Here is a 12,847-nt window from a genome sequence, read left to right as displayed (position 1 = left end):
ACTGGAGTAAATGATGAGCCAAGTCACCGTGCGTTCCGTGGTCTATCAGATTGATGGCCAGCCTTATGAAAGCCGCCTGGCCTTCGACGCCAGCCAAAAGGGCCCGCTGCCGGGTCTGTTGATGGCGCCGAACTGGATGGGCGTCAGCGCCGGCGCCGAAGAGATCGCCAAGGCCGTAGCCGCCAAGGGTTATGTGGTGCTGATCGCCGACCTGTATGGGCAGCAGGTGCGCCCGTCCAATGGCGATGAGGCCGGGGCGGCGATGATGCCGTTGAAAAATGACCGTGGGCTGCTGAACACGCGCATGCAGGCGGCCTTTGAGCAACTGCAAGGCCAGGTCGAAGCCGCTGTCGATACCTCGAAGCTGGCGACCTTTGGCTTCTGCTTTGGCGGTTGCTGCGCTTTGGAGTTGGCGCGTACCGGTGCGGCGTTGAAGGCTGCGGTGTCGTTCCATGGCACCCTGGATACGCCAAACCCGGCGGACGCGAAGAATATCAAGGGGTCAGTGCTGGTGTTGCATGGTGCTAGCGATCCGCTGGTGCCCAGGGAGCAACTGCCTGCATTTGAAGATGAGATGAACGCGGCCGGTGTCGATTGGCAATTGCTCAGCTACGGCGGCGCGGTGCATTCGTTCACCGATCCCCATGCCAATGTGCCGGGCAAGATGATGTACGACGCCAAGACGGCTGGTCGGGCGTTCCAGGCGATGCATAATTTGTTGGATGAAGTGTTCGGGGGCTGAGTTTTCAGCGCCTGTTAGGGCCTTATCGCGGGCAACTCGATTCTCCCGCTTTCCCCCGGCACCGTCGGCCAATCCCCGGCCGCCCAGCGCTGACGCGCCTGTTCGATCAACGCCGGATCACTGGCGACAAAATTCCAATTGATCCGCCGTGGCCCGTCCAGCGGCGCGCCACCGAAGATCACCAGGTGGCATTCGGTCTCGGCAAACAGCGCCATGCTCTGGCCTGCCGGCAGCACCACCAGGCTATGGGCCTGCACCGGTTCGCCGTCCAATTGCGCATCACCGTCTAGCACGTACACCGCCCGTTCCTCATGTTCATCAGAAATCAGCAGGGTGGTGGCGGTTTGCATATGAACCTCGGCATACAGCGTCGGCGACAGCACGGGCACCGGTGACTCCAGGCAGAAGCCACTGCCGGCGATCAAGCGGATCGTCACGCCGAGGTTGTCGCTGACCGGCAGGCTGGTGGCGGGGTGATGGCTGTAATGCCCCGGGCCCTGCTCATGGGCCTTGGGCGATGCCAGCCACACCTGCAGGCCGTGCAGGTTGAAACCCTTGGCCTTGAGCGCGTCGGGCGTGCGTTCGACGTGGGCGATGGCGCTGCCCGCAGTCATCCAACTGACATCGCCGGCCTGCACCACTTGGTCGGAGCCGAGGCTGTCCCTGTGCAGCAGTTCGCCTTCAAACAGGTAGGTGAGGGTAGACAGGCCGATATGCGGATGCTGGCGGATATTCATGCCGCTGCCGGGCGCGTAGCGGGTCTGGAGCATATGGTCGAAAAACACGAAGGGCCCCACGCTGCGGCACTCTCGCGAGGGCAGCGGGCGCAGGATAGGTTGGCCTTCGACATCTTCTGGGCGCGGGCGGATCACGGTCACGGTGGTCATGGAGCATCCCTGTCTGAGCGGGTTCGTAGGGCTTGAGCATAACCCGCCAGACAGGGAACCGGTGTTATTGGCTGAATGCACCTTCGGCGAGCTGGGTCTCGATGTTGATCTGGGCGGTGGTCATCAGTTTGTGCACCGGGCACTTGTCGGCCACGCGATGCAGTTCAGCGCGCTGCTCGTCGGTGAGCACGCCCTTGAGGGTCAGCTTGACGTTGAGCTTGTATTTGCCCTTTTGCTCCTCGCTGCTGTCATGGGTCACTTCCACGGTCACGCCAGTCAGGGGGATGTCTTTTTTCTGTGCATACAGTTTGACGGTCAGGGCTTTGCACGAGGCCAGCGCGGCGTCGAAGTAATCGTGGGGCGAGGGCGCCGAGTCGTCGCCACCCAGGCTCTTGGGCAGGTCGGTAAACAGCTCGTGGTTATTGATGTTGACGCTATGGCGAAAGTTCTCGGTGTTCAGCGTGTTGACGATAACGGGCATGGTAAACCTCACAAGGTGGCAGGATGAACGTCATGCAGTTATAGAGCATGCTGGCATCGGAGTGTTCCGCGTTTTTTGCCGGATGAACCCTGGCAAGTCACCGGCGGTCTACCTCACTTAACCTGGATTGAGATTTTATCGTGCCCTGGACCCACCTGACACTTGCCCTCTTGCTTAGCGCCAGCAGCCTGGCCGTGCACGCCCGCGACTATGCCTACAGCGACGCGCACCTGCATTACGTCGACTTCTTCCAGGAGACGGCAGGCATGGACAAGCTGCTCAAGGCCATGGCGGCCAATCGCATCGAGCATGTGATGATTTCCGGCGTGCCCGTGGCAAAGAAATGGCATGAAGACGAGCCCAAACGCCCGCGCTATTACGCCGGTGATGACGCAGATGCCTATTGGTACAGCGCCACCGATGTGATCGTGGCCGCTGCGGTCAACAAGCTGACCGCCGAACAGCGCCAGCATTTCCATCCGTTCCTCAGCGGCTTCAACCCTAACGACAAGAACTCCGAGGCCCATATCCAGCGCATGCTCGACCTCAATCCAGGGCTGTGGCAGGGCATCGGTGAAGTCTTCACCCGCCACGATGATCTAACGGCACTGACCTCCGGCGACACGCCACGGGCCAATAACGAGGCCATGACGCGGATTTATCACCTGGCCGCCGAGAATGACCTGCCGGTGCTGGTGCATTCCAACATCACCTCCAAGCGCGAGCGCAATCCTCTGTATCTGGCAGAGATCGAAGAGCCGCTGCGCAATCATCCGCACACCCGGTTTATCTGGGCCCATGCCGGTACCAGCATGGAGATCCACCGGCACCAGACGCAGTTGGACTTCCTGCTGCCGACCCTGAGCCGGATGCTGGAGGCCTATCCCAACCTGTACGTCGACCTGTCCTGGAGCGTGCTCAACCCCTATTTGCTGGATGAGGCGGGAAAGCCCCGGCCGGAGTGGCTGGAGCTGGTAGAGCGGTTCCCGGAGCGCTTTATGCTGGGGTCTGATGTTGTAGGGCGGTTCAACAAACTGGGTAAGGAGATGCGTAGCTTCAATCCTTTCCTTGATGCCTTGCCTGAAGACGTTGCGCGAAAAGTTGCGCGGGACAATTTCCTCGCGATTTTGCCCAAGGCGCGCTGATCGGGTTTGTCATCGTCCCGTCATACCGGTGTCATAAGCTCCCGCCATCTCACTCAAGGAGCCCACTATGCACCTCACCCGTTTAAGTGCCCTGGCGGCATTGATGATGATCAGCGGCCTGGCCAGTGCCGAAGTCCGTATCGAAGGCCCGGTGGAATTCGGCGTGTTTGAAGGACCCAAAGCCGAGCTGCAGTCGGGCGAGCGCGTATTGCGGCGCAGCAACGAACAGATCCAGGCCACCACCGTGGTGCCGGCCAAGCTGGGCACCAAGTTTGGCCTGCGCTACCAGTTGCTGGGCAAGGTCGCCGAAGATACCCCGCTGACCTTGCTCTACTTCACCCCCGGCATCCGCACGGCCGACGGCCAGCGCCATGACAAATTCGAAGTGACCCAGAAACTGGTGCCCGGTGCGCCTCAGGACGTGATGGCCTATGAGTTCACCGAAAGCCACGAAGTGGTGCCGGGCGAATGGCGATTCATGGTGTTCCAGGGTGACCGCTTGCTGACACAGAAGAGCTTTACCGTGCGCTGAATCGCTACAGTCATGGAGTCGTTGGATAAAGGCGTTTTGATATCGCGTTTTCGTCTTACGCAAAAAGTCGAAGACGCCGATACCTTTCATGAGCAACCCGCTGCAGGTGGATGCAGCGCTCTTGAAAGGAATCAGCGCAATGAGTATCAGAAGTCTCAATATCGCTCCGCGTGCAGGCCTGGGTTTTGGATTGTTGGCGTTGATGGTGTTTGTGCTGGGCGGGTTCGCCTTGATGCAAATGGCCAATATGCGCGAGCAATCGGACCAGGTGGAAACCAACTGGCTGCCCAGCGTGATGGCCGTCGGCGAAATGAATCAGGACCTGCTGCGGGTGCGGGCCTTGACCTTGCGTCTACTGGTCAACCGCGACCCGCAGGCGGTGGCGCAGAATGAACAGAAAATCAGCGATATCAAAAAGCAGCTGCACAACGCGCAGTCGCTGTATGACGCGCTGATCGTCCTGCCCCAGGAGCGAGTGCTGTTCGACCGCTTCAAGGTCGAGGAGCAGCAATACCTGCAACGCCAGGAGCAGGTCATGGCGTTCTCCCGGCAAAATCAGGTGGAGGAGGCGATCAAGGTGGTCAACGGCGAGATGAATCATCTGGCCGATGCCTTGGCCGGCACCCTCGGCGAACTGGTCACACTCAACAAGGACAGCGCCAACCAGGCGGCAGACTTGGCCCAGCGGGTATTCAGTCAGTCGCGAATCTGGGTGGTCGGCATGATCGCCGTGACCGCGCTGATTACCATCGCCCTGGCCGTTTTGTTGACCCGCAGTATCGTGTTGCCACTGGCGCAGTCGGTGAGGGTCGCCCAGGGGGTCGCCAGCGGCGACTTGACCGGCGAGATCACCGTCAGCGGCAAGGACGAGCCAGCGCGCCTGCAACAGGCGCTCAAGAGCATGCAGGAAAACCTGCGCGAGACGATCCGACGCATTTCCGACTCTTCCAACCAACTGGCTTCTGCTTCCGAGGAACTCAGTAGTGTCACCGAAGACGCCACCCGTGGCCTGCACCAGCAAAGCCAGGAAATCGAACAGGCCGCCACGGCGGTCAACCAGATGACCGCAGCGGTGGAGGAGGTGGCCAGTAACGCAGTAGCCACCTCACAGGCCTCGCGGGAGTCCGATCGCATTGCCCAGCACGGGCGCGAGCAGGTGCATCAGACGGTGTTGTCGATCGAGTCCCTGGCCGACGACGTGACTGCCAATGCCACCCAGGTCGAGGACTTGGCGCAGAAGGTGTACGGCATCAGCAAGGTATTGGATGTGATTCGCTCCATTGCCGAACAGACCAATCTGCTGGCGCTGAATGCGGCGATCGAGGCGGCGCGGGCGGGCGAGGCCGGACGGGGTTTTGCGGTGGTCGCCGATGAAGTGCGGGCCCTGGCCCATCGCACCCAGCAATCGACTCGGGAAATCGAACAGATGATCGGTGGGATTCAGCAAGGCACCGATCAGGCCGTCAGTTCCATGCAACAGAGTAATGGCCGGGCACGTGCGACCCTGGACATCGCCAAGTCAGCAGGCACAGCGTTGGAGGAGATTGCCTCGGCGTTCACCCTGATCAACGAGCGCAACCTGGTGATCGCCAGCGCGTCGGAGCAGCAGGCGGCGGTGGCGCGGGAAGTGGACCGCAACCTGATGAATATCCGCGACCTGGCGATGCAGACATCGGCGGGGGCCAATCAGACCAGTGCGGCGAGCCATGAGTTGTCGCGGTTGGCGGTGGACCTGAACAGCATGGTGGCGCGGTTTTCGGTGTAGGGCTGAAGATCGCCATCGCAGGCAGCTCCCACATTGATCGCATTCCAACGCGGTCAAATGTGGGAGCTGGCTTGCCTGCGATGAAGGCGACACGGTCCATCATTAACCCCCGCCCAATAAAAAACGCCCCGAACCAGTCGGGGCGTTTTCACATGCACAACCTGCGGGGTATTACTTACCCTGCCAGCGTTTCAGTACCAAGGTGGCATTGGTGCCACCAAAGCCGAAGCTGTTGCTCATGACCGTGTTGATGGTGGCATCTTCACGGGTCTTGGTCAGGATCGGCATATCAGCAACGGCTGGGTCCAGCTCTTCGATGTTGGCCGAGCCCGCCATGAAGTTGCCTTCCATCATCAGCAGGCAGTAGATCGCTTCGTGAACGCCTGCGGCGCCCAGGGAGTGACCCGACAGGCTCTTGGTGGAGCTGATGGCTGGAGCCTTGTCGCCGAATACCGCACGTATGCCTTCCATTTCCTTGGAGTCGCCCACCGGAGTGGAGGTGCCATGGGTGTTCAGGTAGTCGATGGGTGTATCGACGGTGGCCATGGCCATCTGCATGCAACGAATGGCACCTTCGCCGCTTGGCGCAACCATGTCGTAGCCGTCGGAAGTGGCGCCGTAGCCGACGATTTCCGCGTAGATCTTCGCGCCACGGGCCAGGGCGTGTTCCAGCTCCTCGACCACGACCATGCCGCCGCCGCCGGCGATGACGAAACCGTCACGCTTGGCATCGTAGGCCCGGGAGGCTTTTTCCGGGGTTTCGTTGTACTGGGTGGACAGTGCGCCCATGGCGTCGAACAGGAACGACTGGCTCCAATGTTCTTCTTCACCGCCACCGGCGAATACGATGTCTTGCTTGCCCAACTGGATCTGCTCGACAGCGGTACCAATGCAGTGGGCACTGGTGGCGCAGGCGGAGGAGATCGAGTAGTTCACGCCCTTGATCTGGAATGGAGTGGCCAGGCACGCGGAAACGGTGCTGCCCATGGTCCGCGTGACGCGGTACGGGCCAACGCGCTTGACGCCTTTCTCGCGCAGGATGTCCAGCGCTTCCATCTGGTTCAAGGTCGACGCGCCGCCGGAGCCAGCGATCAGGCCGGTGCGCACGTTGGATACCTGGTCGTCGCTCAGGCCGGAGTCGGCGATTGCGTCTTTCATGGCCAGGTAGGCATAAGCTGCGGCGTGGCCAACGAAGCGATAGATCTTGCGATCGATCAGTTCTTCGAGGGGGAGGTCGATGGAGCCGGAAACCTGGCTACGCAGACCCATTTCGGCATATTCCGGGTTGAAGCGGATGCCAGGGCGACTTGCACGCAGGTTAGCGGAGACGGTCTCTTTGTCATTGCCCAGGCACGAAACGATGCCCAGACCAGTGATAACGACGCGGCGCATGCGGATAACCCTTAAAAGTTGTCAGTGGAAGTAAACACGCCGACGCGAAGGCCTTCGGCGGTGTAGATCTCGCGACCGTCGACGCTCACCGAACCATCGGCGATGGCCAGGTTCAGCTTGCCCTTGAGGACGCGCTTGATCTGAATGTTGTAGGTGACTTTCTTGGCGGTCGGCAGGACCTGGCCAAAGAACTTCACTTCGCCCGAACCCAGGGCGCGACCGCGGCCCGGCAGGCCTTGCCAGCCAAGGAAGAAGCCGACCAGTTGCCACATGGCATCAAGGCCCAGGCAGCCCGGCATGACCGGATCGCCTTCGAAATGGCAGGCGAAGAACCACAGGTCCGGGGTGATATCCAGCTCGGCGACCAATTCACCTTTGCCGTACTTGCCACCCTCTTCGCTGATATGGGTGATGCGATCCACCATCAGCATATTCGGGGCGGGCAGTTGCGCGTTACCTGGGCCGAACAGCTCACCGCGACTGCAGCGCAGCAGGTCTTCCCGGGTAAAGGCGTTTTGTTTGGTCATGCGAGCTCCTCAATAATCCCATGCGGCAGGGCCGGGTAAATCTTCCCGACCGACTGAAGCGTGCTTGCCTCACGTCGGCAGCCTACAGGTAGACTATTGCGTTGTAGTGAAAGTCACAGCATCAAGGACATGAATGTACACTTGTGCACTGAAATTTTAAACCGGACTTATTTATAGGCCCGCTTGGGTGCCTAAGACTGCCGCACTTTCGTCTTTCACGCCAGTCGCAGTTGGCTGATGGTGCCCATCTAATGCACCCAGCGTTGCAGGATTTGCTGCAAATCCGTGCGTTTGAACGGCTTGGCCAGGTAATCGTTCATTCCCGCGGCCAGGCATGCCTCGCGATCGCCCTGTAGCGCGTTGGCCGTCAGGGCAATGATCGGCAGGTCGGCGCAGCCGGGCAACTGGCGGATCTGGCGTGTCGCTTCATAGCCGTCGATCACCGGCAGCCGGCAGTCCATCAGGATCGCCGTGAAAATCAGGCTTTCGGCGCTGCGAATCGCTTCGGCACCATCGGTGGCGATGCTCACCTCGAACCCCAGGCTGCGCAGCATCGCTTCGACCACGGTGCGGTTGACCGGATTATCCTCCACCAGCAACACATGGCGGCCTTCACCGGCGCTGGCTTTGTGCTGGGTGTCCGGGGCGATCTGCGGCAGGCTCTGCTGGTAGATCGCCAAGGGGATTTCCAGGGTGAACACCGACCCCAGGCCTTCCTCGCTCTGGGCACGCAAGGTGCCGCCCATGCGTTCGGCCAGGGTGCGGGCAATCGGCAGGCCCAGGCCGGTGCCACCGTAACGCCTGGAGATAGAACTGTCCGCCTGCTGAAAGGCGTCGAACATCAGTTCCAGGCGCTCGGCCGAGATGCCAATCCCGGTGTCGCGCACCGTGCAGGTAAACCACAGCAGCTCATGGTCCAGGGTCTGCCAGTTGGGCTCGACGCTGACCGTGCCTTGCTCGGTGAACTTCAGCGCATTGCCGATCAGGTTCACCAGGATCTGGCGGATCCGCGTCGGGTCGCCCTGTACGCGCAAAGCGTCCATGCCCGGCGGGATCGACAATTCCAGGGCCAGCCCGCGTTGTATGGCGCTGTGCTGGAAGGACTGGGCGCAACTGTTGATCAGGTCCACCAGGTTGAACGGAATATGCTCAAGCTCCAGGGCTGAGCGTTCGATACGCGAGAAGTCGAGGATATCGTTGATGACTTTGAGCAGGTGTTCGGTGGACTCCGAAGCCAGTGCGGCGTACTCGGTCTGCTCGTCGGTCATGGACGTGGTTTCGAGCAATTGCAGCATGCCCAGCACACCGTTCATCGGTGTGCGCAGTTCGTGGCTCATCATCGCCAGGAAGTCGGACTTGGCACTGTTGGCGCGCTCGGCCTCTTCCCGTGTCTGGATCAATTGGGCCATGGCCTGCTGCTGTTCACGGCTGGCGTGGTGCAGGCCTTCGGCGAGGTTGTTGATGTGCCGTGACAGGTCGCCCAGCTCGGAGTCGTCGACAATCGGCAGTGGGGTCTTGTAGTCCCCCTGCTGGATCGCCTTGACCGCATTGCCCATGGCGCTGATCGGTTGCGACAGGCTGGCGGCCAGGCGCCGTGCCAGCAGGAAGGTAAAGAGCAGGGCAAACAGTGCGAGGATTGCGGCCTTGAAGAGGATTTCCTGTTGGCGCTGGCTGAAGGCGTCATTGGACATGCCGACGATCACCCGGCCCAGATAGTCGGCCCGTGGCGCCTTGGGTTGCGCGGTGCTGTCCTGGAAAAAGTCGTTGCCCAGCTGGATATGCTGCAGGCGGATCGGCGCCTGGAAGATCTTTACCGACAGCGAGCGGTCGTGCTTTTCCGAGGGCTGCTCGACGTACACCAGGATGTTTTCTGCGCTGTCCTGGATTTCCAGGAAGCGCACATGGGGCGTGGCCAGGGTGGCCCGCAGCAGGCTGTCGAGCACGTCGTTGTTGCCCGAAATCACGCCGTACTCGGTGGCCGGGGCCAGTTGGTTGGCGATCAGTTGGCCGGTGTGGTCCAGTTCCTGGCGCAGATCCTGGATCCGCACGAAGGTAAAGAAGCTGATTAAAAGCAGGGTCAGCAACAGGGCCGGGCCCAGGGTGATGATCTGGGTACGGGTGTTGATATCCCAACGGCGACGCAAGGTCATGGGTGTTTCTCCCCTTCGGCCAATCGGGTCGCGACGGCGGTTTCGTCCACCTGTTCGATTCCCAGCGAGCGCGCCACTTGCGGGTTGCCCACGACTTTGAAGTGATCCGGGTACAGCGAGCGCGGCCAACCGGCCTGCGGGCGATCGAGCAGGCGGTCAAGCACATTCAGCCAGTCGGCCTGGTCGCTGTAGGTGCTGGCCAGGCTGCCGGCCCGCACGAAGCCGGCGTTGGGCCCGATCAGTGGCAATTGCCTGGCGTAGCTGCTCAACAGCAGGTTTTTCACGGTTTTGGGGTTGTACAGCTGCGGATCATCCAGCCCTAGCAATACATCGCTGTTTTTGAACAGGCTGAGCAGCGGGCGGCTGTCGTTGATGTTGTCCCAGTGCTGGGCGACGATTTCCAGGCCCAGGGCCGCCGCATGCTGGCGCAGCTCCGGCAGCAGGAATTCGCTATCGCTGCCGTACAGCACGCCAATGCGCCGGGCCTGGGGCAGGATATTGGCGATCAGGCGCAGCTGCCGGTCCACCGGCGGGTCGCTCCACAACAGGCTGATCTTGGCGGGCACATGATTGCCCAGGCGCTCGCGGGCTTGCAGGCGGCTGATGCGCAGCACCAGCGTCGCCGGGCCCTGGGTGTCCTGCAGGCGCCAGTCGAGGCTGGGCAGGTCCAGCAGGATCAGGCGGGTGTTGACCGGCAGTTGGCCGGGGGCGGGCATGTCTGGCAGGGCCTTGAACGTGACGCTGTCGGCAGGACGTTGCTCGCGCAGGGCCTGGGCGAAGGCCTGTACACCGGGGCCATCCTCGGCGGCGGTCAGCAGGATTTCGGCGCTCCACGCGGGCATGGCCAATGCCAGGCTGGCAAGCAGCAGGCAGCGGCGCCAGAACCTGGCGCCAAAGAGGGCGCTCATCCTTGACTGGGCAGGGTTCATGTCAGAACTCTAACTCGGCACTGAAGTAGAGCACATGGCGCTGGTCGTAGTTATTGTCGAGCTGGGTCGTGGGCTGGTGGTCGAGGCGTTGTTGCAGCATGCCGGCCAGCTCCAGGTTGGCCTTGCCCAGGGCGATGCGTTTGGCGACCCGCATGTCGACCCGTTCAAAGCGATATTGGTTGAGTGCATCGTTGCCATAATAGAACAGCGCACTGGACCAGCCATGGCCCCATTCGCGCATCCAGCCCGCCGAACCGCTGTTGCGCGCGGTCTGTTGCCGGTCCAGCGGGTTGCTGGCGTCGGCATCCACATAAGCATAGGTCAGGCGCAGGCGGTCGGCGGTACTCAGGTGCCAGTCCAATTGGGTCTCGGTGCCGGTAAAGCGCGAGCTGTTACTGTTGCTGGCGATGTATTGGTTATTGCGCAAGGGCTCGCTGATCATGCCGGTGATTTCGTCATAGAACAGTTTGACGTCGACGTTCAGCCCGATATCGGCAAAAAAACCGTTGTAGCCCAACTCCCGGGAGCGCATCAGCTCTTTGTCGAGATCGCCCGGGCCCCGGGTCTTGACGAAATACTGGCCGACGTTCTGCCCGTAGGTGGGGGAGCTGAGGTTCGTGACCTTATAACTCCAGTTGACGTTGTTCTCGAACATGTCCGGCGAGCGGATGGCTTCGGAGTACACCGCGCGCAACCCGTGGCGCGGGTTGATCAAGTAGTTGACCGCGACCCTGGGCGTCAGCGAGTTGCCGCTCAGGTCGGTGTTTTCGTACATCGCCCCACCCTGCAACAGCCAGTGCTCGCTGGCGCGCCATTCCAGGTGGCCGAACAGGCGCCAGGTGGTGTCGTCCAGCCGGCCATTGAAGTAGGTGTCGGAGTCGGCGCGGTCGTAGCGGTAATTCATGCCGCTGACCAGGCGCAGGCTGTCGGACAGGCTCAGGGTGTCCTGGACTTCCAGGTCGTAGCGGCTTTCCTTGGTGCTTTGGTCGATGTTGCCGCAGACACTTTCCTTGCCGCCGTTATTCCATTGTTTCAGGACTTCTTCGGCCAGCGCCTGCTCTGCTGCGGAGCCTTGCGGGGGCCTACCGTTTTCATAGTCCTTCATATGCCGCGCCAACTTTTCAGCGTAGTTGGGGTTCATTTGCCACAGTTGCGTCAACTCCGGGCTGAACGAGACCTTGGCATCACAGGCCGTCCAGACCTGGCGGCGATCCCATTGCTGCGCCGAACCCTGGACATACAGGCTATGGTCGGGGTTGAAATCGAAGTTCCAGCGCAGGGATGCGGCGTAGTCCTTGGCGCTGACGTCGGAATCATTGCCACCATCGGTAATCCCGGCAAACACCGGCTTGTAGGTATACGGCCGCTGGTTGGTCCCTTCCTTGGCGTTGATTTGCCAGTCGATGCTCTGCTGCTGGTCGAGGGTCTGGCTGACCTTCAGGCTGAAGCGGTTGAGGCGCCGGCTATCGCGGTAATCGGCGCCCACGCGGTCGCTGTCAAAGCCGTCGTCCTGTTGCCCGGACAGCGATAGCCGCAGGTTGCCGGTGTCCCAGCCCAGGCCCTGGCTGGCATACCAGTCGTTGATCCCGCGCTCGCCCCGGGTCATTTTCATCCGCGTGCCCAGGCTGTTGGCCGGCGAGCGGGTGAGGATATTGACCACAGCCATCAGCGAATTGGCCCCGTAGCTGACGGTATTGGGCCCACGGAACACCTCGATTCGCTCGATATCCTCCATGGCTACCGGAATATCGCTCCAGTCCACGGTGGCGAGGCCGGCGCGGTACACCGAGCGGCCATCGATCAGCACCTGCATGCGCCGGGCTTCGCTGGCATTGGTGCCGTGATAATTGACGGCAGCCTGGTTGCCCGAGGTGTAGCCCACCATCATCCCGGGCACCAGGCGCAGCAACTCGGCGATATCCCGTGCGCCGCTGGCCTTGATCAGCTCGCTGTCGATCACCGTCATGCTGCCAGGCACCGCGGCGGCCGACTGCTTGAGTCGGGTCGCCGTGAGGACTTGGGGCAGCGGCTGGTTGTCGAGGAACAGATCGTCGGCCAGCAACGGCGTGCTGACCAACAGCGCCAGCAACAGAGATGAACGAGGAGGAGGGCCCAAATACACGGAACGGCCTTGATAATTGCGGATAGCCGCCCATGTTAACTGAGGCGGGCGCTTTTGCCAGTCGGCGCTATCGCAATTACTGTGGTCTATTCGGCCATTTTCCGACAATCGCGGGAAATTACGGAAGGGCTGGCCGCCATCGGGCCGGCCCGTATAATGCCGCCATCGCCACTGC

General features: G+C 61.4%; 11 protein-coding genes. 4 read left to right on the top strand and 7 right to left on the bottom strand.

The window, feature by feature from the left end:
* Positions 1-13: 13 nt before the first annotated feature.
* Positions 14-742, top strand: a complete 729-nt coding sequence (locus HKK57_RS01615; RefSeq protein ID WP_169389693.1) for a dienelactone hydrolase family protein — start codon at positions 14-16, stop codon at positions 740-742.
* A 14-nt stretch (positions 743-756) separates the two neighbouring features.
* Here the strand turns inward: HKK57_RS01615 and HKK57_RS01610 are convergent, their stop codons facing one another.
* Positions 757-1,629 carry a pirin family protein gene (locus tag HKK57_RS01610; protein WP_169389692.1) on the bottom strand — a complete coding sequence of 291 codons (873 nt, stop codon included), beginning with the start codon at positions 1,627-1,629 and terminating at the stop codon, positions 757-759.
* 64 nt (positions 1,630-1,693) lie between these two features.
* Positions 1,694-2,110, bottom strand: a complete 417-nt coding sequence (locus HKK57_RS01605) for an OsmC family protein (protein WP_169389691.1) — start codon at positions 2,108-2,110, stop codon at positions 1,694-1,696.
* A gap of 140 nt (positions 2,111-2,250) precedes the next feature.
* Here HKK57_RS01605 and HKK57_RS01600 point away from each other — a divergent pair, with 140 nt between their 5' ends.
* The 3 genes from HKK57_RS01600 (at position 2,251) to HKK57_RS01590 (ending at position 5,552) form a co-directional block, all read left to right on the top strand.
* Positions 2,251-3,255 carry an amidohydrolase family protein gene (locus HKK57_RS01600; RefSeq protein ID WP_029292703.1) on the top strand — a complete coding sequence of 335 codons (1,005 nt, stop codon included), beginning with the start codon at positions 2,251-2,253 and terminating at the stop codon, positions 3,253-3,255.
* Positions 3,256-3,322: 67 nt separating this feature from the next.
* Positions 3,323-3,787, top strand: coding sequence for a DUF3859 domain-containing protein (locus tag HKK57_RS01595; protein ID WP_057438872.1), 465 nt, complete (start codon positions 3,323-3,325; stop codon positions 3,785-3,787).
* Positions 3,788-3,926: 139 nt separating this feature from the next.
* Positions 3,927-5,552 (top strand): methyl-accepting chemotaxis protein, encoded by a 1,626-nt coding sequence (locus HKK57_RS01590; RefSeq protein ID WP_070995397.1) that lies wholly within the window; start codon positions 3,927-3,929, stop codon positions 5,550-5,552.
* 171 nt (positions 5,553-5,723) lie between these two features.
* Here the strand turns inward: HKK57_RS01590 and fabB are convergent, their stop codons facing one another.
* The 5 genes from fabB to HKK57_RS01565 all read right to left on the bottom strand — a co-directional run bounded on the left by fabB (position 5,724) and on the right by HKK57_RS01565 (position 12,672).
* On the bottom strand, positions 5,724-6,944 hold the full coding sequence (gene fabB, locus HKK57_RS01585) for a beta-ketoacyl-ACP synthase I (protein WP_029292709.1): 1,221 nt from the start codon (positions 6,942-6,944) through the stop codon (positions 5,724-5,726).
* Positions 6,945-6,955: 11 nt separating this feature from the next.
* Positions 6,956-7,471: a 3-hydroxyacyl-[acyl-carrier-protein] dehydratase FabA gene (gene fabA / locus HKK57_RS01580; protein ID WP_010211704.1), complete on the bottom strand. Its 516-nt coding sequence runs from the start codon at positions 7,469-7,471 to the stop codon at positions 6,956-6,958.
* A 248-nt stretch (positions 7,472-7,719) separates the two neighbouring features.
* Positions 7,720-9,621 carry an ATP-binding protein gene (locus tag HKK57_RS01575; protein WP_070995396.1) on the bottom strand — a complete coding sequence of 634 codons (1,902 nt, stop codon included), beginning with the start codon at positions 9,619-9,621 and terminating at the stop codon, positions 7,720-7,722.
* A complete protein-coding gene (locus HKK57_RS01570; RefSeq protein WP_237150410.1) occupies positions 9,618-10,550 on the bottom strand; it encodes an ABC transporter substrate-binding protein in 933 nt (310 codons plus the stop codon). The genes HKK57_RS01575 and HKK57_RS01570 overlap by 4 nt, the downstream gene beginning before the upstream one ends.
* Before the next feature lies 1 nt (position 10,551).
* Positions 10,552-12,672, bottom strand: a complete 2,121-nt coding sequence (locus tag HKK57_RS01565) for a TonB-dependent receptor plug domain-containing protein (RefSeq protein ID WP_029292718.1) — start codon at positions 12,670-12,672, stop codon at positions 10,552-10,554.
* Positions 12,673-12,847 lie beyond the last annotated feature (175 nt).

It is taken from the genome of Pseudomonas sp. ADAK21 (genome assembly GCF_012935735.1).
In the GTDB taxonomy this organism is placed as follows: Bacteria; Pseudomonadota; Gammaproteobacteria; order Pseudomonadales; family Pseudomonadaceae; genus Aquipseudomonas; species Aquipseudomonas proteolytica.
This window is presented reverse-complemented; position numbering and strand designations above follow the sequence as displayed.

What these genes read in the sequence shown, in the direction of transcription:
- fabA (WP_010211704.1), bottom strand. Translation starts at nt 7,471, where the DNA reads ATGACCAAACAAAACGCCTTTACCCGGGAAGACCTGCTGCGCTGCAGT.
- HKK57_RS01575 (WP_070995396.1), bottom strand. Translation starts at nt 9,621, where the DNA reads ATGACCTTGCGTCGCCGTTGGGATATCAACACCCGTACCCAGATCATC.
- fabB (WP_029292709.1), bottom strand. Translation starts at nt 6,944, where the DNA reads ATGCGCCGCGTCGTTATCACTGGTCTGGGCATCGTTTCGTGCCTGGGC.
- HKK57_RS01605 (WP_169389691.1), bottom strand. Translation starts at nt 2,110, where the DNA reads ATGCCCGTTATCGTCAACACGCTGAACACCGAGAACTTTCGCCATAGC.
- HKK57_RS01590 (WP_070995397.1), top strand. Translation starts at nt 3,927, where the DNA reads ATGAGTATCAGAAGTCTCAATATCGCTCCGCGTGCAGGCCTGGGTTTT.
- HKK57_RS01595 (WP_057438872.1), top strand. Translation starts at nt 3,323, where the DNA reads ATGCACCTCACCCGTTTAAGTGCCCTGGCGGCATTGATGATGATCAGC.
- HKK57_RS01610 (WP_169389692.1), bottom strand. Translation starts at nt 1,629, where the DNA reads ATGACCACCGTGACCGTGATCCGCCCGCGCCCAGAAGATGTCGAAGGC.
- HKK57_RS01615 (WP_169389693.1), top strand. Translation starts at nt 14, where the DNA reads ATGAGCCAAGTCACCGTGCGTTCCGTGGTCTATCAGATTGATGGCCAG.
- HKK57_RS01570 (WP_237150410.1), bottom strand. Translation starts at nt 10,550, where the DNA reads ATGAACCCTGCCCAGTCAAGGATGAGCGCCCTCTTTGGCGCCAGGTTC.